Source organism: Streptomyces sp. ISL-100 (assembly GCF_018614615.1).
In the GTDB taxonomy this organism is placed as follows: Bacteria; Actinomycetota; Actinomycetes; order Streptomycetales; family Streptomycetaceae; genus Streptomyces.
In genome coordinates this window covers 174,598-195,415 of sequence record NZ_JAGGOK010000002.1, presented here as the reverse complement: position 1 = coordinate 195,415, position 20,818 = coordinate 174,598, and the positions used below count along the sequence as shown (strand labels likewise).

Annotated in this window: 21 protein-coding genes; 14 read left to right on the top strand and 7 right to left on the bottom strand. The window is 71.5% G+C overall.

The genetic code is table 11. From position 1 onward, the window contains the following. Position 1 precedes the first annotated feature (1 nt). The 6 genes from J7E89_RS00985 (at position 2) to J7E89_RS00960 (ending at position 6,466) form a co-directional block, all read left to right on the top strand. Positions 2–346: a thioredoxin family protein gene (locus J7E89_RS00985; RefSeq protein ID WP_308315288.1), complete on the top strand. Its 345-nt coding sequence runs from the start codon at positions 2–4 to the stop codon at positions 344–346. Positions 347–562: 216 nt separating this feature from the next. Continuing rightward, positions 563–1,090, top strand: a complete 528-nt coding sequence (locus tag J7E89_RS00980) for a flavin reductase family protein (RefSeq protein ID WP_214967035.1) — start codon at positions 563–565, stop codon at positions 1,088–1,090. Positions 1,091–1,301: 211 nt separating this feature from the next. Next, the gene (locus tag J7E89_RS00975; protein ID WP_214967033.1) at positions 1,302–2,087 is read left to right on the top strand and encodes an electron transfer flavoprotein subunit beta/FixA family protein; all 786 of its coding nucleotides are present in this window, start codon (positions 1,302–1,304) and stop codon (positions 2,085–2,087) included. A gap of 60 nt (positions 2,088–2,147) precedes the next feature. Next, positions 2,148–3,122: an electron transfer flavoprotein subunit alpha/FixB family protein gene (locus tag J7E89_RS00970; protein WP_214967031.1), complete on the top strand. Its 975-nt coding sequence runs from the start codon at positions 2,148–2,150 to the stop codon at positions 3,120–3,122. A 163-nt stretch (positions 3,123–3,285) separates the two neighbouring features. Continuing rightward, a complete protein-coding gene (locus tag J7E89_RS00965; RefSeq protein WP_214967030.1) occupies positions 3,286–4,584 on the top strand; it encodes an aldolase/citrate lyase family protein in 1,299 nt (432 codons plus the stop codon). A gap of 70 nt (positions 4,585–4,654) precedes the next feature. Then, positions 4,655–6,466, top strand: a complete 1,812-nt coding sequence (locus J7E89_RS00960) for a serine/threonine-protein kinase (protein ID WP_214967028.1) — start codon at positions 4,655–4,657, stop codon at positions 6,464–6,466. 265 nt (positions 6,467–6,731) lie between these two features. On the opposite strand, the gene J7E89_RS00955 is transcribed toward J7E89_RS00960, so the two are convergent. Next, entirely contained in the window at positions 6,732–7,721 is a 990-nt protein-coding gene (locus J7E89_RS00955) for a LacI family DNA-binding transcriptional regulator (RefSeq protein WP_374196770.1), read from the bottom strand. Positions 7,722–7,917: 196 nt separating this feature from the next. Here J7E89_RS00955 and J7E89_RS00950 point away from each other — a divergent pair, with 196 nt between their 5' ends. Further along, positions 7,918–8,889: an ROK family protein gene (locus J7E89_RS00950; RefSeq protein ID WP_214967024.1), complete on the top strand. Its 972-nt coding sequence runs from the start codon at positions 7,918–7,920 to the stop codon at positions 8,887–8,889. A 39-nt stretch (positions 8,890–8,928) separates the two neighbouring features. After that, positions 8,929–9,450 carry a tetratricopeptide repeat protein gene (locus tag J7E89_RS00945; RefSeq protein ID WP_214967022.1) on the top strand — a complete coding sequence of 174 codons (522 nt, stop codon included), beginning with the start codon at positions 8,929–8,931 and terminating at the stop codon, positions 9,448–9,450. A 14-nt stretch (positions 9,451–9,464) separates the two neighbouring features. Here the strand turns inward: J7E89_RS00945 and J7E89_RS00940 are convergent, their stop codons facing one another. Beyond that, positions 9,465–9,653, bottom strand: a complete 189-nt coding sequence (locus J7E89_RS00940; protein ID WP_214967020.1) for a hypothetical protein — start codon at positions 9,651–9,653, stop codon at positions 9,465–9,467. Between the two features lie 265 nt (positions 9,654–9,918). On the opposite strand from J7E89_RS00940, the gene J7E89_RS00935 reads away from it, so the two are divergent. After that, positions 9,919–10,956: an NUDIX hydrolase gene (locus tag J7E89_RS00935; protein WP_214967018.1), complete on the top strand. Its 1,038-nt coding sequence runs from the start codon at positions 9,919–9,921 to the stop codon at positions 10,954–10,956. Here the strand turns inward: J7E89_RS00935 and J7E89_RS00930 are convergent. Both J7E89_RS00930 and J7E89_RS00925 read right to left on the bottom strand, forming a co-directional pair. Next, a complete protein-coding gene (locus J7E89_RS00930; protein WP_214967017.1) occupies positions 10,915–11,628 on the bottom strand; it encodes an MBL fold metallo-hydrolase in 714 nt (237 codons plus the stop codon). The two genes, J7E89_RS00935 and J7E89_RS00930, sit on opposite strands and share 42 nt — an antisense overlap. A 69-nt stretch (positions 11,629–11,697) precedes the next feature. Continuing rightward, positions 11,698–13,062: a dipeptidase gene (locus J7E89_RS00925; protein ID WP_214967014.1), complete on the bottom strand. Its 1,365-nt coding sequence runs from the start codon at positions 13,060–13,062 to the stop codon at positions 11,698–11,700. A gap of 162 nt (positions 13,063–13,224) precedes the next feature. On the opposite strand from J7E89_RS00925, the gene J7E89_RS00920 reads away from it, so the two are divergent. Further along, positions 13,225–14,439, top strand: coding sequence for a geranylgeranyl reductase family protein (locus tag J7E89_RS00920; RefSeq protein WP_214967012.1), 1,215 nt, complete (start codon positions 13,225–13,227; stop codon positions 14,437–14,439). A gap of 43 nt (positions 14,440–14,482) precedes the next feature. Here the strand turns inward: J7E89_RS00920 and J7E89_RS00915 are convergent, their stop codons facing one another. Continuing rightward, on the bottom strand, positions 14,483–14,899 hold the full coding sequence (locus J7E89_RS00915) for a nitroreductase family deazaflavin-dependent oxidoreductase (RefSeq protein ID WP_214967010.1): 417 nt from the start codon (positions 14,897–14,899) through the stop codon (positions 14,483–14,485). Between the two features lie 169 nt (positions 14,900–15,068). Here J7E89_RS00915 and J7E89_RS00910 point away from each other — a divergent pair, with 169 nt between their 5' ends. The 3 genes from J7E89_RS00910 to J7E89_RS00900 all read left to right on the top strand — a co-directional run bounded on the left by J7E89_RS00910 (position 15,069) and on the right by J7E89_RS00900 (position 17,875). Then, positions 15,069–15,815 (top strand): TetR/AcrR family transcriptional regulator, encoded by a 747-nt coding sequence (locus tag J7E89_RS00910; RefSeq protein ID WP_214967008.1) that lies wholly within the window; start codon positions 15,069–15,071, stop codon positions 15,813–15,815. Positions 15,816–16,034: 219 nt separating this feature from the next. After that, positions 16,035–17,213, top strand: coding sequence for a sensor histidine kinase (locus tag J7E89_RS00905; RefSeq protein WP_251059893.1), 1,179 nt, complete (start codon positions 16,035–16,037; stop codon positions 17,211–17,213). Next, a complete protein-coding gene (locus J7E89_RS00900) occupies positions 17,210–17,875 on the top strand; it encodes a response regulator transcription factor (RefSeq protein WP_214967004.1) in 666 nt (221 codons plus the stop codon). The genes J7E89_RS00905 and J7E89_RS00900 overlap by 4 nt, the downstream gene beginning before the upstream one ends. Before the next feature lie 134 nt (positions 17,876–18,009). Here J7E89_RS00900 and J7E89_RS00895 read toward each other — a convergent pair whose 3' ends face one another. Beyond that, positions 18,010–19,500 (bottom strand): MFS transporter, encoded by a 1,491-nt coding sequence (locus J7E89_RS00895; protein WP_214967003.1) that lies wholly within the window; start codon positions 19,498–19,500, stop codon positions 18,010–18,012. A gap of 86 nt (positions 19,501–19,586) precedes the next feature. Between J7E89_RS00895 and J7E89_RS00890 the strand changes: the two genes are divergently transcribed. After that, a complete protein-coding gene (locus tag J7E89_RS00890) occupies positions 19,587–19,988 on the top strand; it encodes a MarR family winged helix-turn-helix transcriptional regulator (RefSeq protein ID WP_214967001.1) in 402 nt (133 codons plus the stop codon). Positions 19,989–20,000: 12 nt separating this feature from the next. On the opposite strand, the gene J7E89_RS00885 is transcribed toward J7E89_RS00890, so the two are convergent. Further along, positions 20,001–20,735 (bottom strand): maleylpyruvate isomerase family mycothiol-dependent enzyme, encoded by a 735-nt coding sequence (locus J7E89_RS00885; RefSeq protein ID WP_214966999.1) that lies wholly within the window; start codon positions 20,733–20,735, stop codon positions 20,001–20,003. Between the last annotated feature and the right edge of the window lie 83 nt (positions 20,736–20,818).

Sequence of the window (20,818 nt, the reverse complement as noted above, 5' to 3'; positions counted from 1 at the left end):
GATCAAGGGGAGGCCGAAGGTGGCAGGGCATGACGGCGGTACGCGGCTGAGTGCGGCCGAACTGGGCGCTGAGCCGGGGCGGCGGGCGACGCTCGTGCAGTTCTCCAGCGCCTTCTGCCAGCCCTGCCGCGCGACCCGCAGGACCCTCACCGAGGTGGCGGACATGGTCGAAGGCGTCACCCATGTGGAGATCGACGCCGAGGCGCGACTCGATCTCGTACGCGAACTCGGCATCCTCGCCACGCCCACCGTGCTCGTGCTCGACGCGGGCGGCCGGATCGTGCGCCGGGCCTGCGGACAGCCGCGCCGGGCCGATGTCATCGCCGCCCTCGGCCACGCCGTATGACAGCGCGTACGGGCGCCGTGACGCACGTCCCATCTCCCGGACTCGGCTTGACTGCACCCGCCACGAATCGCCAGTCTGACCGCGTGCCGTCAGAACTCCTTCTCTACGGGCGGGCCCATGTCGACCTGGCCCGCAACGCGAGCGCGCGCTGTCCCGGTGCCTGAGCACCCACGGGCACGTACGCATCCGCCGCAGAAGGACACCAAGGACACCTCCATGACGGTTTCACCCGACCTCGCCGCTCCGCTCCGGATTCCGGGGCAGCCCCTCGAAGGCTCGCCCGAGCTGTTGCGTTCGGTCTTCCGGCAGCACGCCGCCGGCGTCGCCGTGATCACCGCCCAGGGCTCCCGCCCCGTCGGTTTCACCGCCACCTCGCTCAACTCGGTCGCCGCCGACCCGCCGATGATCTCCTTCGGTGTGGGCACCGGCTCGTCCAGCTGGCCGGTGCTGGCCGAGGCCGAGCACATCGGCGTCCACATACTCGCCGAGGACCAGCGGGAGCTGGCGGCCACGTTCGCCCGCAGTGGCGCCGACCGTTTCGCGGCGCCCACCCGGTGGCGTGCGGGACCCGAGGGAGTGCCCGTGCTCGACGGCGTACTGGCGTGGCTGGTGTGCCGTGTGGTGGCGCGCGTGCCGGCGGGGGATCATCGAATCGTGCTCGGCCAGGCAGTCGCGGGAGACCCCGCGGGCAACGGCCGGCCACTGCTCTACCACCAGGGACGCTTCAACGCGCTGAGGGACTGAGAGTTCCCCGTGCCGGCCGAATACGCCGATTACACAGGGTTGGCAAGGTCACAGTTCAAAGCGCTTGCTTACTGGGAACACACTGGGTGTACTGACGAGTAATATTCCGGTCGGAGTGAGGGTCCGCCCCGACCGGGATCCGCCCTTTCAGGCGCCTATGCTGCCTGCAACGAGGCAGTCAAGAAATAGACGATGCAGTAGGAGAGCCGGCGTGAGCTTGAGGATCGTTGTCTGTGTGAAGTACGTGCCCGACGCCACCGGCGACCGGCACTTCGCCGATGACCTGACCGTCGACCGCGACGACGTCGACGGCCTGCTGTCGGAGCTCGACGAGTACGCCGTCGAGCAGGCGCTGCAGATCGCCGACGAGGCCGACGACGCGGAGATCACCGTGCTGACCGTCGGCCCCGAGGACGCCAAGGACGCCCTGCGCAAGGCGCTGTCGATGGGCGCCGACAAGGCCGTCCACGTCGAGGACGACGACCTGCACGGCAGTGACGTCATGGCCACCTCGCTGGTGCTCGCCAAGGCCGTCGAGAAGACCGGTTACGACCTGGTCATCTGCGGCATGGCGTCGACCGACGGCACCATGGGTGTCCTCCCGGCCATCCTGGCCGAGCGCCTGGGTGTCCCGCAGGTCACGCTGCTCTCCGAGGTCTCCGTCGAGGACGGTGTCGTGAAGGGTCGTCGTGACGGCGACAGCGCGAGCGAGCAGCTCGAGGCTTCGCTGCCGGCGGTCGTGTCCGTGACGGACCAGTCGGGCGAGGCCCGCTACCCGTCCTTCAAGGGCATCATGGCCGCCAAGAAGAAGCCGGTGGAGTCCCTGGAACTGGACGACCTGGAGATCGACGCCGACGAGGTCGGCCTCGAGGGCTCCTGGACCAAGGTCGACTCCGCCACGGAGCGCCCGGCGCGCACCGCGGGCACGATCGTCAAGGACGAGGGCGAGGGCGGCAAGCAGCTCGCGGAGTTCCTCGCGGGCCAGAAGTTCATCTAGGACTCGTACGCCCCCTCACACGCCCCCAGATTCTTCGCACTCGCAGGAGATTGAAGTCCCATGGCTGAAGTTCTCGTCTATGTCGACCACGTGGACGGTGCCGTCCGCAAGCCCACCCTTGAGCTGCTGACGCTCGCCCGCCGCATCGGCGAGCCCGTCGCCGTCGCGCTGGGCAACGGCGCCGAGGCCACCGCCACGGTGCTCGCCGAGCACGGCGCCGTCAAGGTCCTCACCGCCGACGCCCCCGAGTTCGCCGAGTACCTCGTCGTACCGAAGGTGGACGCGCTCCAGGCCGCGTACGACGCGGTGTCCGCCGGGGGCTCCCTGGCCGCCGTGCTCGTGCCGTCCTCCGCCGAGGCCAAGGAGATCGCGGCCCGCCTCGCGGTCCGTATCGGCTCCGGCATCATCACGGACGCCGTCGACCTGGAGGCCGGCGACGAGGGCCCGGTGGCCACGCAGGCCGTGTTCGCCGCCTCGTACACCACCAAGTCCCGTGTCTCCAAGGGCACCCCGGTCATCACCGTCAAGCCGAACTCGGCGCCGGTCGAGGCCGCCCCGGCCGCCGGCACCGTCGAGGCGCTCGCCGTCTCCTTCGGTGAGACCGCGACCGGCACCAAGGTCGTCTCGCGCACCCCGCGCGAGTCCACCGGCCGCCCCGAGCTGACCGAGGCCGCGATCGTGGTCTCCGGCGGCCGCGGCGTCAACGGCGCCGAGAACTTCCACGTCATCGAGGAGCTCGCCGACTCGCTCGGCGCCGCTGTCGGCGCTTCGCGCGCCGCCGTGGACGCCGGCTGGTACCCGCACTCCAACCAGGTCGGTCAGACCGGCAAGTCGGTCTCCCCGCAGCTGTACATCGCGTCCGGCATCTCCGGCGCGATCCAGCACCGGGCCGGCATGCAGACCTCGAAGACGATCGTCGCCATCAACAAGGACGCCGAGGCGCCGATCTTCGACCTCGTCGACTACGGCGTCGTCGGCGACCTGTTCGCGGTCGTCCCGCAGCTGACCGAAGAGGTCAAGGCCCGCAAGGGCTGACCTGCGCGGCAGCGACGAGCCGTAATACGCCCGGGGCCGTGTGGTGATGTTCACCGCGCGGCCCCGGCCGCTTTCCGGAGACCATTGACGCAGGTCACGACCGGCCGTTAACTTCGCTATGCGGATTATTGATTCCGTGAAGCGGAAAACTGGAGGGTTGGTAATGGGTCAGCAGGAGAAGGTGGCGACGAGCCTCGCGGGCGCGGTCAGCGAAGGCATCAGCGCCTCCCTCGTACCGGTCGACGAGGAGCTCGCCCGCCGTTACCCGGGAGACCCAGGCACCCGCCAGCCCGTACACACCGTTTACGTACCCGGGGACGTCTTCGCCGCCGGCACCGTGCGCTCGTGGGGTGACCAGGCCCTCGCCGCGCTCGACGAGCACGCCCCGGACGCCGCGTCCTTCGCCGCTGTCCTCGGGCTCTCCGACAACCTCGCAGGGCCGGTGTACGACCGCGTACGGGCCAAGCTGGAGCGCGAGCCCATCGAGGACCTGCGCGTCGACTTCGAGGACGGCTACGGCGGCCGCAGTGACGCCGACGAGGACGCGCACGCCGCCCGCGCCGCCCGGCTGATCAGCGAGGCGTACGCCAACGGCACGGCAGCCCCGTACATGGGCATCCGCATGAAGTGCATGGAGGCGGCGGTACGCGACCGCGGCATTCGCACCCTCGACATCTTCCTCACCGGCCTGATGGAGGCCGGCGGCCTGCCCGACGGGCTCGTCCTCACGCTGCCCAAGGTCACGTACCCCGAGCAGGTCACCGCGATGGTGCGCCTCCTTGAGGAGTTCGAGAAGGCGCGCGGTCTGGACGCGGGACGGATCGGCTTCGAGATCCAGATCGAGACCAGCCAGTCCATCCTCGCCGCCGACGGCACCGCCGCCGTGGCCCGGATGATCGACGCCGCCGAGGGCCGCGCCACCGGACTGCACTACGGCACGTTCGACTACAGCGCCTGCCTCGGCGTCAGCGCCGCCTACCAGGCCAGCGACCACCCGGCCGCCGACCACGCCAAGGCGATCATGCAGGTCGCGGCGGCGGGCACCGGCGTGCGCGTCTCGGACGGCTCCACCAATGTCTTGCCCGTCGGCACCACCGAGCACGTCCACGAGGCCTGGCGGCTCCACTACGGCCTCACGCGCCGCGCCCTGGCCCGCGCCTACTACCAGGGCTGGGACATGCACCCGGCCCACATCCCCACCCGTTACGCCGCCGTGTTCGCCTTCTACCGTGAGGGGTACGAGCAGGCCGCCGCGCGTCTCGCCGCGTACGTCAACCACGCGGGCGGCGACGTGATGGACGAGCCCGCGACCGCCAAGGCGCTCAGCGGCTACCTGCTGCGCGGCATCGACTGCGGCGCCCTCGACACCGCCGAGGTCGCCCGCCTCACCGGCCTGACCCGGGCGGACCTCGACGGCTTCGCGTCGCCGCGCCGAGGAGACCTCACGGCAACGGCCCAGTAGGGTCCGGCGCTGTCACCGCTGCCCCGTACTCTGTACCCGATCTCAGTCGGAACACAGGAACGGGGCAGCGGTGGCTACGGGGGAGAACGAGCGGTTGGCCGGCCGCTACCGGGTGGTCGAACAACTCGGCAGAGGCGGCATGGGCGTCGTCTGGCGCGCCGTCGACGAGGTGCTCGGCCGCGAGGTCGCGGTCAAGGAACTGCGTACGTACAACGACTCGTCGGGGCCCGAACTGGACGGCCTGCGGATCCGGATGCAGCGCGAGGCGCGGGCCGCCGCGCGCGTACGGCACCCAGGAGTCATCGCCGTCCACGACGTCACCGAGCACAACGGCCGCCCGGTCATCGTCATGGAACTCGTCGACGGGCCCTCGCTGGACGACGTACTGCGCGAACGGGGACTTCTGGACCCGCGCGAAGCCGCGTCCATCGGCGCCAGGGTGCTGGAGGCGCTGGGCGCCGCGCACGCTGTCGGCGTGCTGCACCGCGACGTCAAGCCGGGCAATGTGCTGCTCGACCGCGACAGCGGGCGGGTGGTTCTGACCGACTTCGGGATCGCCGCGATGGACGACCCGGGCGACGGCTCCACGACGCACCTCACGCGCAGCGGCGAACTGGTCGGCTCCCTCGACTACTTGGCGCCCGAGCGCGCCCAGGGCCAGGAACCGGGGCCCGCGTCGGACGTCTGGGCGCTCGGCGCGACGCTGTACGCCGCGGTGGAGGGCGGATCTCCGTTCCGCCGTACGTCAACGTGGTCCACGCTGACCGCGATCGTCCAGGACCCGCTGCCGGAGCCGCGCCGGGCGGGGCCGCTCGGGCCCGTGCTCCAGCAGCTGATGAGCAAGGACCCGGCGCAGCGTCCCGATGCCCAGGAGGCGGCTCGGCTGCTGGCCGCGGTCGCTGCGGGGGAGGACACGGCGGCACTCGGCGGCGTGCCGCAGGGCGGCGTCTCGCAGGGTGGCCCTTATGGCGGCGCCCACCGCGAGCCCACTGTGCGCGATGTGCTGCCGCACCAGCCGGAGGGATTCGGCCCCGCCGTGAGCCGGCAGCCCGCGCAGTCGGCGCCCGCCGGTCCGGTTGCCGCGTCCGCGCCCGCGCACTCGCCCGCGCCCGCTCCGGAGCGCAGGCCCGGGCGCGGCAGGACGGCCCTTGTGGCGGCGGGCGTCGCGGCGGTCCTGCTGGCCGGTGGCGGCGTGACGTACGTACTTAACGACCGTACGGAGCAGACATCCGGCGGCCTGGCGAAGGGGGCGGAGGAAGAAGCCGCGTCTCCCAGCGGCCTCGACCGGATGCCTGCGGGCAGCGAGCCCGCCGCGACGAAGAAACCGGCCGCCTCCAAGTCCACTGATCAGGGCCCGGAGAAGACTTCGCGACCGGACGCCAAGCCGCCCGCCGGCGACGGTGACGGCGGCAAGGACTCCGCAGGCTCGGACGGCGGCTCGGACGACGGAGCTTCCGGTACGTCGGGCTCCACCGGCGGCGCGGACACGTCCGGCGGGGCCGGCGATTCCGGCGGCGCGGCGACCGGCGGGTCCGCCGGCGGCGGCTCGACGACCACGACCAGCGGCGGCGGGAGCGGTCCCGGTGAACCCGCTCCGGAGCCCGCCTGCCACAGCATCGGCGCCGGCAAGTACAACTGCACGGTCTGGGAGACGGCCGCGTCCTACACGGCGTCCGGCGCCGAGGTCGGCGTCCTCAACGCGGGCACCAACTACTTCTACTGCCAGCAGAATCTCGGCCGCCGGGAGACCTACGGCCAGTGGACCAACGTCTGGTGGGCCAAGACGGACGACGACCGCGGTAACACCAACGTCTTCGTCAGCGACGTCTACATCAAGGGCGGCAACAACGACGAGCCGGTACCCGGCCTGCCCGTCTGCTGACGCAAACGGGGCTCGGCACGGTGGCCCCGTTCGCTGCGGCGTTCGCCCTGCACCACGCCTTGGGCGGCTGTCGGCCGCCCGCCGCAGCGGCGGACACCGGCGCCGCACAGGCAGGCCTCAGGGGTTCAAGGCGCCGACGGCTCTCGGCGCGGTGGCGCCTTTCGCGGCGGCGTTCGCACTTCTGCGCGCCCTGGGGCGGCCGCAGGTCGCCTGCCCGCAGCGGCGGATGCCGGCGCTCGCGGCAGTCAGCGGCGCCGCACGGCCCTCAGGGGGTCCACGGCGGGATCTCGCCCGACCCGCGCGCGATGAGGCGTGTTGGCAGTTCCACCCGCGCGGGAGCGTCGTTCACGCCGTCGAGGCGCCGGAAGAGGCGGTCGGCCGCGGTACGGCCGAGCATGGTGGCGTCCTGCGCGACGACGGTGAGGCCCGGCTGGAGCAGGTCGGCGAGTTCGATGTCGTCGAACCCGACCAGGGCGACGGGACGCTCCCGCTCGGCGAGGACCCGTACCGCGGTCACCGTCACCCGGTTGTTGCCCGCGAAGATGGCGGTTACGGGCTCGGGGGCGTTCAGCATCGCGGTGACGGCGTCCCGTACGCGCTCGGGAGCCGTGCTGCCGAGCGACACCCATGCGTCGTCAGCCGGCAGCCCGGCGTCCTCCATCGCGGCGTAATAGCCGCGGAGCCGCTCGTTGGCGGTGTGGATGCGCGGCTGGTCGCCGATGAAGCCGATACGGCGATGGCCGTGCCCGATCAGGTGGGCCACGCCCTCGCGCGCGCCGCCGAAGCTGTCGGAGAGCACCACATCCGCGTCGATCTTCCCGGCGGGACGGTCCACGAAGACGGTGGCGACGCCCGCCGCGATCTCCGGCTCCAGGTAGCGGTGGTCGTCCCCGGCCGGGATCACGATCAGACCGTCGACGCGCCGGGCGCAGAGCGCGAGCACCAATTCCTGTTCGCGGGCGGGGTCTTCGGCGCTCGATCCGTTGATGAGGAGGGCTCCGTGGGCGCGGGCCACCTCCTCGACGGCGCGGTTCAGCGGCCCGTAGAACGGGTCCGCGAGGTCTTCGAGTACGAGACCGATGCTGGCGGTGCGGCCCTTGCGCAGGACGCGCGCGCTGTCGTTGCGGCGGAAGCCCAGCGCCTCGATCGCTTCCTGGACGCGCTGCTCGGTGTCGGGCGTGACGCCCGGTTCGCCGTTCACGACACGCGAAACCGTCTTGAGTCCGACTCCGGCGCGGGCGGCGACGTCCTTCATGGTCGGCCGGTTGCCGTAACGGAGCTCGGGGCGGCTTTCGGTCTCGGCCACAGTGCGATGTCCTGTCGTTGTCGGGTGAGGTCGGTGTTCGAACGGTGTGGCGTCGAGCATAGGCCCTGGACAACGTTGTCAACTGAATGGAGACTGGCTCTGACCCCCTGCCGCCCACCTCTGCCCGCCTGGAGATCCAACCCCCATGCACACCGACACCGACCTCGTCGCCGCTCTCGACATCGGCGGCACCAAGATCGCCGGCGCGCTGGTGGACGGCGACGGCCGGATTCTCCTGCGCGCGCAGCGCCCGACGCCCTCGCGTGAGGACGCGGAGAGTGTGATGGGCGCCGTCGGTGTGGTGTTCGCGCGGCTGACCGCGTCGCCGTTGTGGGAGCGGGCCACGGCCGTCGGCATCGGCAGCGCGGGACCGGTGGACGCCTCCGCCGGCACGGTCAGCCCGGTCAACGTCCCGGGCTGGCGCGACTTCCCGCTGGTCGAGCGGGTACGCCGGGCAGCGGGCGGCAGGCCGGTCACCCTCGTCGGCGACGGCGTGGCCATGACGGCCGCCGAGCACTGGCAGGGCGCGGCCCGCGGGTACGACAACGCGCTGTGCCTGGTCGTCTCCACGGGCGTCGGCGGCGGCCTGGTCCTGGGCGGGCGGCTGCACCCCGGCCCGACCGGTAACGCGGGCCACATCGGTCACATCAGCGTCGACCTGGACGGCGACCCGTGCCCGTGCGGTTCCCGCGGCTGCGTCGAGCGGATCGCCAGCGGCCCCAACATCGCACGCAGGGCGCTCGATCGGGGCTGGCGGCCGGGACCGGACGGTGACGCCACCGCCGCCGCCGTGGCGGCCGCCGCCCGCGCCGGAGACCCGGTCGCCGTCGCGTCGTACCGGCGCGCCGCCCAGGCCCTCGCCGCGGGCATCGCCGCCACCGCGACGCTCGTCGAGATCGAGATCGCGGTCATCGGCGGGGGAGTGGCGGGCGCGGGCGACGTGCTCTTCGCGCCCCTGCGCCGCGCACTCGGCGAGTACGCCACGCTCTCCTTCGTACGGCGCCTCAAGGTCGCCCCGGCCCTGACCGGAACCGACGCGGGCCTGGTGGGTGCGGCAGCCGCGGCCTCGCCCGGGCTCGGCGGGAAGCCGGGCGAGGCGGCGACGTACGTCGGATAACACTTTGCCCGGTCCCTCCCACCGTGCGAGCGTGGGCGCGTGAATGGCGATCAGGAGCGGGACCAGGAGCGCGACACGGCCCTGGCGGAGGCGGTACGGCTGCGCGAGGACGGCCGGGCCGCCGAGGCCCGGGGCCTGCTGGTGACGCTGGCCGACCGGTACCCGCAGGACGCCGAGATCGCCTACCAGACCGCGTGGGCGCACGACGTGCTCGGCCTGGAGAGCGAGGCCGTGCCCTTCTACGAACGGGCCCTGAGCGTCCCCGGACTGCCCACCGAGGACCGCCACGGTGTCTTCCTCGGCCTGGGCAGCACCTATCGCGTGCTGGGCCGCTACGAACCGGCTCTGCGGACCCTGCGCCGCGGCCTCGTGGAGTTCCCGCACGACCTCGCCCTGAAGTCCTTCCTGGCCATGGCCCTGTACAACACCGGCGAAGGCCGCGAAGCCGTACGTACGCTGCTGAAGGCCCTGGCGGCCACCAGCAGCGACCCAAGGGTGCGCAGCTACCGACGCGCGATCGAGCAGTACGCCGACGACCTCGACGCCACGCAGCAGCCGTAGCCGGCCGCCCCCGGTCAGCCCCGCCCCTGCGAGCCGGCTTCCGCCGCCCGCTGCACCACGACGACCAGGAACGCGTCCGCCTCCAGGTCCATCACGACCTCCGCCGGGCAGCCCTCCGCGCGCCGTGCCAGGGCGAATTCCTCAGCCGGCCAGCTGCCCCGTGGGCCTCCGGCCGGGAACTGTTCCAACACCATGCGACTCATGCCGCACCCCGCTCCCATGCCTGCTGAACTCTTGCTCCGGTTGCCCCAACGAGACTCCGCGCACGTGTGTCACGGTTCCCGCATCCCACCAGGGCATCCACTCATACGGTTCGACGCCACCTGTGCCCCGCACCGTTGCCCCTGGCATGCAACAGCAAGGGCACGGTTGTGTGCCCAAACGGTCGCGGGCACCATGCGGTGACCCCCGGTTTCCGTGGCAGTGTGTTGCGGGCAAGCCACTGGGGGCTACGGAAGAGGGGGAACCGTGATCGTCTGGATCAACGGTGCGTTCAGTGCGGGCAAGACCAGCGCCGCGCGCGAACTGATCGATCTGATCCCGAACAGCACCTTCTACGACCCCGAACTGATCGGCGGGGAACTGCGGAACCTGCTGCCGCAGAAGCGGCTCGCGGAGGTCACCGACTATCAGGACCTCCCCATCTGGCGCCGCCTGGTCGTGGACACCGCGGCCGCGCTGCTCGCGGAAGTGGGCGGCATGCTGGTGGTGCCCATGACGCTCCTGCGCCAGGAGTACCGCGACGAGATATTCGGCGGGCTCGCCGCGCGCCGTATCCCGGTGTGCCATGTGCTGCTGTCGGCCGACGAAACGATCCTGCGCGGGCGGATCGCCGCCCGCGAGGAGCTGGTGGACGACCCCGAAGGCAGCGAGCGCGTACGGCAATGGGCGTACGAGCACATCGAGCCCTATCGCGCCGCGCTGTCGTGGCTCCCCCACGACGCCCACGTCATCGACACCAGTGCGCTCACCCCGGCCCAGACCGCCGTGGAGATCGCCGACGCGGTACGGACCGGGGCTGACGGCAGCTGCGAGATCGTGCAGACGCCCGAGCCGACGGCCGAGACCGTCGCCGCGGGCGTACTGCTCTTCGACGAGGAGGGCAGGGTGCTGCTCGTCGATCCCACCTACAAGCCGGGCTGGGAATTCCCCGGCGGTGTCGTGGAACCGGGGGAGGCGCCCGCGCGCGCCGGGATACGTGAGGTCAAGGAGGAGATAGGGATGGAACTCATCGACGTACCAAGGCTGTTGGTCGTCGACTGGGAGCCGCCGCGGCCACCCGCCTTCGGCGGTCTGCGCCTGATCTTCGACGGGGGCACGCTCGACAGCGCGGCGGCCGGACAGCTGGTGCTGCCCGGCTCCGAACTGCGCGGCTGGCGATTCGTCACCGAGGAGGAGGCCGCCGGGCTGCTGCCCCCCAACCGTTACGAGCGGCTGCGCTGGGCGCTGCGGGCCCGCGAGAGGTCAACCGTGCTCAATCTGGAGGCCGGAGTCCCGGTCGGCTGATGCCCGCAGGATGTACGCCGCGTCGTCCGTCAGAGGTTCGCCGTGGCCAAAGCAGGCGGTGGAGGGGGCGAGCGCCGCCAGGCGGCGGAACGACTCCAGGGCGCGCTCACGGTCGGTGTTGAACACGCCCAGCATCACCTGTCCGACGCCGGCGACGCAGTCGCCCGTGAACAGCACACCGTGGTGCGGGAGATGGACGGCGATGCTGCCGTCCGTATGGCCGGGGGAGTGGACGACCCGCGCGCCGTCGCCGAAGCCCAGCAGGTCGCCGTCCTCGGCCTCCCGGTCCACCCGGGTGGGCGGGGCCGGCGGCACGGTCAGCCCGTGGGCGTACAACGGACGCTCCCAGTCCAGCAGCACCGGCTCGGGCACCGGCTGCTCGCCGCGGATCACTGGAGCGTCGAGCCGGTGCGCCACGATTTCGGCGCCGTACCGGTCGGCGAGTTCCTGGGCGGCGCCGACGTGGTCGCGGTGGCAGTGGGTGAGGACGATCCGGCGGATGTTCTCGGGGAGCAGACCCAGGCTCCGTATCGCCTCTTCGATGTCCGGGGCCGCGTCCTTGTTGCCCGCATCGATCAGAGTCAGCTCATCGCCGTCGCGCCAGAGGTACGCCTGGCCGATGGGGAAGCGGAACATGTGCAGGCGGTCGGGGATTACGTCAACGAGATCCATGCGGCGAACGTACGGCGGACCGGCTGCCCGCCGCACGGATCTACGCTGTCGGCGATCTCAGCTATGCGCTTAACCCTGCTTGGAACGGGCGTAGTTGACGAGGAACAACGCCTCTGCGACGGACAGCCGCTCCAGCTCCTCGGGCGAGACGCTCTCGTTCACCGCGTGGATCTGCGCCTCGGGCTCGCTCAGCCCGATCAGCAGGATCTCGGCCTTCGGGTAGAGCGCGGCGAGCGTGTTGCACAGGGGGATCGAGCCGCCCATGCCGGACGTCTGCATCTCCTCGCCCGGGTACGCCACGCGCATGGCCTCCGCCATCGAGGTGTACGCCGGACTGCTCACGTCCGCCTTGAACGGCTGGCCCTGGCCCACCTGTTCCACCGAAACCCGCGCGCCCCACGGCGTGTGCGCTTCGAGGTGCGCGGTCAGCAGCTTCGTCGCCTCGGTGGCGTCCTGGCCCGGCGGCACCCGCAGGCTGATCTGCGCCCGCGCGCTCGCCTGGAGGGACGGCGTGGCGCCGACCACCGGCGGGCAGTCGATGCCGATGACGGTGACGGCGGGGCGGGCCCAGATGCGGTCGGCGACCGTGCCGTGGCCGATCAGCCCGACACCGTCGAGGACGCGCGCGTCCTTGCGGAACTCGGCCTCCGGATACTCCAGGCCTTCCCACGAGGCGTCTGTCGTCAGCCCGTCCACGGTCGTCGAACCGTCTTCGGCGCGCAGCGAGGCCAGCAGCTGGATGAGCGCGGCCAGCGCGTCCGGGGCGGCGCCGCCGAACTGGCCGGAGTGCAGGTTGCCTTCGAGGGTGTCGACGCGTACGCGCAGCATGGTCATGCCGCGCAGCGTCGCGGTGACCGTCGGCAGGCCGACGCGGAAGTTGCCGGTGTCGCCGATGACGATCGTGTCGGCGGCGAGGAGGTCGGGGTGCGCCTCGGCGTATGCTTCCAGGCCGCCCGTGCCCTGCTCCTCCGAGCCCTCCGCGATCACCTTCACCGAGACCGGGACGCCGCCGTTCGCCTTCAGGGCGCGCAGCGCGAGCAGGTGCATGATGAAGCCGCCCTTGCAGTCGGCGGCGCCGCGCCCGTACCAGCGTCCGTTGCGTTCGGTCAGCTCGAACGGCGGGGACACCCAGGCCGACTCGTCCAGCGGCGGCTGCACGTCGTAGTGCGCGTACAGCAGAACGGTCGGAGCGCCTGCCGGGCCCGGCAGGAAGCCGTACACCGACTGCGTGCCGTCGGGGGTGTCGAGCAGCGCGACGTCCTGGAAGCCCTCCGTGCGCAGCGTGTCGGCGCACCAGACCGCTGCCGCCTCGCACTCGCTCTTCGGGAACTGAGCGGGATCCGCCACCGACTCGAAAGCCACCAGCTCGGCGAGCTCCGTCTTGGCGCGGGGCATCAGCGAGGCGATGGTCTCGGCGATCGGATTCGCGGTCATGGGCACGCTCCTCGTGAGTGCGACGTTGTTGTGCGTGTATGTGTTCGTACGGGGTGGCCGACAAGCACCGCCCGATCCTCCCACAGCGAGATCGGCGGCTCCTGCGCCGTAGGATGCGTCAGCAGTACGGATCACCGGGCCGATCAGGAGCAGAAGCACATCGTGAGCAGCGAGAACGCAGACGCCGGACGTGAGCACGAAGAGCCGGTGTGGGACGTGGTCGTGGTCGGTGCGGGTCCGGCCGGGTCGTCGGCGGCATACGCGGCCGCGGTCGCGGGACGGCGCGTACTCCTCCTGGAGAAGGCGGAGCTGCCCCGTTACAAGACCTGTGGCGGCGGCATCATCGGGCCTTCGCGCGACGCGCTGCCGCCCGGCTTCGAGCTGCCGTTCAGGGACCGTGTGCACGCCGTGACGTTCTCGCTGGGCGGGAAGCTGACGCGGACACGCCGTTCGAAGCAGATGCTCTTCGGGCTCATCAACCGGCCCGAGTTCGACGCCGCGCTGGTCCAGGAGGCCGAGAAGGCGGGCGCCGTGGTCCGTACCGGAGCGACGGTGGCGCGGGTCGAGCAGCACGGCGCGGCCGTGCCGGACCGGCGCACGGTGGCTGTTGTCCTGGCGGGTGGCGAGACGGTGCTGGCGCGCGCGGTGGTCGGCGCGGACGGCAGCGCGAGCCGGATCGGGGCGCATGTCGGGGTGAAGCTCGACCAGGTGGATCTCGGGCTCGAGGCCGAGATTCCGGTGCCGGCCACGGTCGCCGAGGACTGGGCGGGTCGGGTGCTCATCGACTGGGGGCCGATCCCGGGCAGTTACGGCTGGGTGTTCCCCAAGGGCGAGACGCTGACGGTCGGCGTGATCTCGGCGCGCGGCGACGGAGCGGCCACCAAGCGGTACCTGGAGGACTTCATCGCGCGGCTGGGGCTGGCCGGCTTCGAGCCGGCGGTCTCCTCGGGGCACCTGACGCGGTGCCGCAGCGACGACTCGCCGCTGTCGCGCGGCCGGGTGCTGGTGTGCGGGGACGCGGCGGGACTGCTGGAGCCGTGGACCCGCGAGGGGATCTCCTTCGCGCTGCGGTCCGGGCGGCTCGCGGGGGAGTGGTCGGTGCGGATCGCGGAGGCGCAGGACGCCGTCGACGCCCGCCGCCAGGCGCTGAACTACGCCTTCGCGATCAAGGCGGGGCTCGGCGTGGAGATGGGTGTCGGACGGCGGATGCTCGCGCTGTTCGAGAGGCGGCCGGGGCTGCTGCACGCGGCCATAACCGGATTCCGGCCGGCCTGGACGATGTTCGCCGGGATCACGCGCGGCTCGACGACGCTGGCGGAGATGGTGCGTACGCGCCCGCTCGTCCAGCGGGCGCTGACTGCGCTGGACCGGCCGTAGACCGGAGGCTCCCGCCCGGCGCTCTTGTTCCGGCGCTCCGCTCTCATGACTTGACGGTGATACGGAAGACGGGGTGGTCGGGGGCGGCCGCCAGGAGTTCCTCGTCGGAGGACTTGGCGGTCACGCCCTTGAAGTACTGGTTGACCTCCCAGCCCCAGCGCTCCAGGTAGGTGCGGAGCACCAGCAGCTTCTCGGCGTCGGGGATCTCGACGGCGGTGAAACCGCGGACCTTGCGGCCGACTTTGAGCTCGCCCTGGCCGGCGGCGCGCATGTTGCGGACCCATTGGGAGTGGCCGCGCGCGGAGACGAGGTACTGGGCGCCGTCGTGGGTGTGCGGGTTCACGGGGATGCGCTGTAGCTGGCCGCTCTTGCGGCCGCGTACGGACAGTTCGGCCGAGCCGAGCAGGCTGAAACCGTGGCGGGCGAGCCACCCCACGACGTTGTTCAGCCGGATGGCCATGGGACTGCCCTTGAGGTAGTACGGCTCTGCGACTGCGACATGACGGCCTCCACCAGTTGAGAGAGCACTGCTCTCGCTTAAGAGCAGTGTGCGCGGTGTCGGTGATCCAAAGCAAGAGCAGTGCTCTCGTTATTGGTCGGTGCTCTCCGCCGTGGCAAAATGCTCTTCCATGAGCACCATGCGCGGAGCCAGAGAACGAGCACGGATCGAAGTGACAGCGGCCATCAAGGAAGAGGCCCGCAGACAGCTTGCCGCCGAAGGCGCCGCGAAGCTCTCCCTGCGCGCCGTCGCCCGCGAGCTCGGCATGGTCTCCTCCGCGCTCTACCGCTACTTCCCCAGCCGCGACGAGCTCCTGACCGCCCTGATCGTCGACGCGTACGACGCCGTGGGCGCCGCCGCCGAGACCGCCCTCGCCCGGCAGCCCGACCACGCCCCCCACCCCGCCCGCTGGACCGCCGTCTGCCGGGCCGTACGCAGTTGGGCGCTCGCGCACCCCCACGAGTACGCCCTGATCTACGGCTCGCCGGTCCCCGGCTACACCGCACCCATGACAACCGTCGGCCCCGCCTCCCGCGTCGGCCAGAGCCTCATCTCCGTCGTACGCGCCGCCCACCAGGACAACGGCCTCGCCGTTCCGCCCCTCGCCGCCGCCCTGCGCCCCGAAGCCCGGCGGATCACCGCGGACGTGGCCCCTGATCTCCCCCCGCCGGTTGTCGCCGCCCTGGTCGCCGCCTGGTCGCAGCTCTTCGGCCTGATCTCCTTCGAGATCTTCGGCCAGTTCAACCGGATCATCGAGGACCGCGACACGTTCTTCGAGTACGCCGCCGAGAACCTGGCCCATGCCGTGGGCCTGATCGGCGCTCAGGCCCCGGGAGGGGTCCCCTTCGCCGCGCCCGGCAGCGGCGACGGATCCTGACTGCGCCGGCCGCCTGCCCGCTCCCGCCTGCGCGAGGCTCCCGCGTCGGCCGCTCCCGACAACCCAGGTACTGCGCAGGGAGTACGCGCGATCACGCCGCCCGGCTGACGCCCCGCCCGCCGTGCCCCGTCTAGCGTGGCCGCTATGAAACCGCGGCATGAACGGTGGTGCGGCGGTCCCCCCTGGCAACGGGGCGGGCCGCCGCCGTGGCAGTCCTGGATGACCCGGCAGACGGGCGAGCGGCTGCCGTGGGTCTCGACGCTGGTCGTGACCGCGTTCGTGCAGATGGGGTCCGGGTTCGCGGCCGGGGAACAGCCCGACCGGGAACAACTCGACGTCTTCGCCCGGCTCCTGCTGTTCGCGGGAGCGGCGCTTCTCCTGCTGCGTCACCGGTACCCCGTGTTCGTGGCGTTCGGTACGTCGGCGGCGGCGATGGTCTACCTGGGTGCGGGATATCCGTACGGACCGGTCTTCATCCCCGCCGCCATGGGCTGCTTCGCCGCCATCGTCGCCGGTCACCGGCGGGCCGCCTGGGCGGCCCTCGGGATGCTCTGGGCAGCCCATGTCCTGATCTCGCACTGGCTTTACAGATGGCTGCCGCCCGGCGGGGACGCTCCCGCCCCCTGGGGGCAGGAGCTGGTGGTCGCTGCCTGGGTGGCGGCCATCGTCGCCGCCTCCGAGCTCGTACGCGTACGCAGGGAGCAGTGGGCGCGCGAGCGAGGCGAACGCCAGGCCGCCGAGAAGCGGCGGGCCGACGAAGAACGGCTGCGCATCGCCCGCGAGCTCCACGACGTACTCGCTCACAGCATCTCGGTCATCAACGTCCAGGCGGGCGTGGGCCTCGCTCTCCTCGACACCGATCCCGAACAGGCCCGCAGCGCCCTGGCCACCATCAAGGCCGCCAGCAAAGAGGCCCTCGGTGAGGTGCGGCAGGTCCTCGACACGCTCCGCGCCCCGGGGGACGCACCGCGCTCCCCGGCGCCCGGACTCGACCGGCTCACCGAGCTGGTGGAGCAGGCTTCGGGAGCCGGCCTCACCGTGGAGGTCGTGACGGAGGGGGTACGGTCCGGCCTGCCGCCCGGCGCCGACCTCGCCGCGTTCCGCATCATCCAGGAGGCCCTGACCAACGTGGTCAGACACTCCGGCTCGCGCACGGCCCGGGTCCGGCTCGGGTATGCGCCTGACCGGCTCGACCTGCGGATCGACGACGACGGCCCGGCCACCGGCGGCGACGCGGGCGGCAGCGGCAACGGCCTGGTGGGAATGCGCGAGCGCGCCGCCGCCCTCGGTGGCACGATCGAGGCCGGCCCGCGCCCGGACGGCGGCTTCCGCGTGGAGGCCACACTTCCGTACCGCGCCGCACGGAACTCGCCCGACTCGCAGAAGGAGAAGTCGTGATCCGCGTACTGCTCGCCGACGACCAGTCGCTCGTACGGGCCGGCTTTCGCGCCCTGCTGGACGCGCAGCCCGACATCGAGGTCGCGGGGGAGGCGTCCGACGGCGAGGAAGCGGTGCGCCGGGTGCGTGAAGTGCGCCCCGACGTCGTACTGATGGACATCCGTATGCCCCTGCTCGACGGTCTCGCCGCCACCCGTCGGATCACCGGCGACGCGGCATTGAACGGCGTAAAGGTGATCATGCTGACCACCTTCGAGCTCGACGAGTACGTCTTCGAGGCGATCCGCAACGGAGCCTCGGGATTCCTCGTCAAGGACACCGAGCCCGAAGAGCTGCTGCGGGCGGTACGGGCCGTGGTGGACGGGGACGCGCTGCTGTCGCCCGGCGTGACACGCAGGCTGATCGCGGAGTTCGCGGCCCGCTCCAAGGAGCCGGCCAGGGACGAGGCGCTGGGGGAGCTCACCGACCGGGAGCGGGAGGTGATGGCCCTGGTCGGCATCGGCCTGTCCAACGAGGAGATCGCCCGCCGACTGGTCGTCAGCCCGCTCACCGCGAAGACGCACGTCAGCCGCACCATGGTGAAGCTGGGCGCCCGCGACCGGGCCCAACTGGTCGTACTCGCCTACGAGTCGGGTCTGGTACGCCCCGGCTGGCTGGGCTGAATCCCACCCTCCAGCCCCTCCAGTGGGGCCTGGGGCAGCGCCCCACGCGGCGGAGCCGCGAAGTGTCACAGCGGGAAGGGGCGGGGTGGGGAAAAGGCCCCGCGCGGCGGTTGGCGCCCCTCCCCGCCCGCCGGTCAGTCCCGTGCGCCGACCCGCTCCGGCGCGGCTTCAGCCGCCCCGGGCACGGACTTCGCCAGTACGACGGTCTGCTGGGGGCCGCGAGGCTTGCGCAGTCCGGTCAGCGTGATGAGCAGCCCCACGGTCGCGACCGCCGTCACCACGACCAGGCCGGGCCGGAAGCTGTCCAGCACCGCCTGCGGTGAGCCGCCTTCGCCGCCGCCCGCCGTGATCACGGCTGTCACCACGGCCAGGAAGATCGCCCCGCCCACCTGGACCGAGGTGTTGAGGAGGCCGGACACCATCCCCTGCTCGTTGTCGGCCACTCCGGTCGTGGCCTGGATGTTGAGCGAGGGGAAGACCAGCGCGCAGGCCGCACCGATCAGCAGCATCGACGGCAGGATCACGGCGGCATACTGCGGAACGAGGCTGATGCGCAGGAAGAGGGCGTAACCGATCACGAGGAAGGTGAGGCCCGCCGCGATGACCCGTGGCGTACCGAACCGGTCCACCACATTGCCGATCTTGGTGGAGGAGAGGGCGACCAGCACACCGGCGGGCAGGAAGGCGAGCGCGGTCTGCAAGGCCGACCACCCGAGCAGCGACTGCATGTACTGGACCACGAGGAACTGGAATCCGACGTAACTTCCGAAGAAGGTGGCGGCGCCCAGCTGCGCCCTGATCTGGTTGCCGGAGCGCAGTACGCCGAGCCTGATCAGCGGGCTGGCGGTGCGCCGCTCGATCATGACGAAGGCGGTGAGCAGTACGGCCGCCGCGAGGAACGAGAGCAGGGTGCGGGCGGAGGTCCAGCCGACTTCGGGTGCTTCCACCACGGTGAAGACGAGCAGCAGCATGGAGGCCGTGCCGGTGATGGCGCCCGGCAGGTCGTAGCCGCCGCTGGAGTTGTCGCGGTCGCTGTGCGGAATCATCCTGATGCCCGCGATGAGGGCCATCAGCGCGATGGGGGCGGGCAGCAGCATCGTCCAGCGCCAGCTCAGCTCGGTGAGCAGACCGGACAGGACCAGGCCCATGGAGAAGCCGGTGGCGGCGCAGGTGGTGTAGATGGAGAGCGCACGGTTGCGCTGGGGGCCCTCCTTGAACGTCGTGGTGATGATGGAGAGCCCGGCAGGGGCGGTGAACGCGGCGCTCAGGCCCTTGATGAAGCGGCTGGCGATCAGCAGGGGCCCCGAGTCGACGAGCCCGCCGAGCAGTGAGGCGAGGGCGAAGACGCCCAGCGCGATGAGGAAGACGCGGCGCCGGCCGAGCAGGTCGGCCGCGCGGCCGCCGAGCAGCAGCAGGCCGCCGTAACCGAGGATGTAGCCGCTGACGATCCATTGCAGCGTCGAAGTGGTCAGGTCGAGATCGGCGGCGATGGACGGCAGGGCGACGCCGACCATCGACACGTCGAGGGCATCGAGGAACATCGCGGCGCAGAGCACGAGCAGGGTGCCCCACAGGCGCGGGCTCCAACGCTCCTGGGAATGAGGGACGTTGAGCGGAGAGGTCATGCGCAGCACAGTACATGCACATGCATTGAATGCAAGTGCATTTAATTCCGATGCAACAATGAGGTGAACTCTGCTAACGTGCGCCCATGGCGGCGAAGAAGTCCGAGCGAGTGCTTGTGGAGGAGTGGCGCGAGATCCTCGCGCTGCATGCCAGCACACTCTGCGAGCTGGACCGCGCACTGCATCAGCACGGTCTGGGCGCCAGCGACTTCGAGGTGCTGGATGTGCTGGCCGAAGGGGCGGCCGAGGACGGCGGCTCGGCGTACCGCGTCCAGGAACTGGCGGACCGCGTCCACTTGAGCCAGAGCGCCCTGTCCCGGCTGGTCGGCCGGCTGGAGAGGGACGGCCTGGTCCACCGCGGGATGTGCAGCGAGGACCGCAGGGGAGTGCGGGTGGCGCTCACCGACGCCGGCCGGGCGCGCCATGCCGAGGTCCGGCCCCTCCAGCGTGCGGTGCTCGCGCGCATGCTGGCGGACCGGACCGGTTAGTGGCGGGCAGGGTCAGATGCCTGACTTCTCCTGCCACAGGCGCACGAGCGCGTCGTCACCGGACATGGTGAGCGAGGAGAGCGGCAGCCGGTTCCAGAGGGCAAGGTAGAGCTGCTCGGCGGGGCCGCTCACCTCGCAGTCGGCAGGCCCCTCGTCGTTCCGCTCCGTGCGCGGCGGGTCGTCGGAGAGGCGCATCGTCCATACGTCGCCCGAGTCCGTCGCTCGTACGCGCAGAACGCGCGGCCCCTCGGTGCGCACCCGGCTGCGGTCACGGGCATGGAAGCCGCGCAGCAGCTCGTCGACGCCGTCCGCCGCGAACTCGGAACCGACCGGCGAAACTCCGGCGCCCAGCGCCGAGTCCGCGTCCACGCGGTGGACCGCCGTCTCGTGCGCCTGACGCCGCGCCCAGAAGGCGAGCGGCGAGGGCGCGGGCAGGAAGGCGAGGCACTCCAGGTCCTTGGGGGCGGTGTTCAGTGCCGCCACCAGCTGGCTGTGGCCCTCCCGGAACCAGTGGAGCAGCGCGTCGCTGTCCAGGTCGGGCTCGCTCCCGAGGGGCCGGCGCTCCTTATGGCCCGCTATGACATACGTCGTTGCCCACCGGTGGACCACGCCCATGTGCCGCAGCAGATCCCGCACCTGCCAGCCGGGGCAGGTGGGCACGGGGGCATCGGTGCCCGCCTGTTCGGCGGCTGCGGCCAGCAATTGGCCTTGCTGGTCGAGTGTTTCGATGTATTCGGCAGTCTCCATGCGGAGGATTGTGTCAGCCGGGCCTGTGCAAGCGCCCCTGTATTTGGGCCTGAACGGCAGGTCATTGAGGAAGCGTTTCCTCC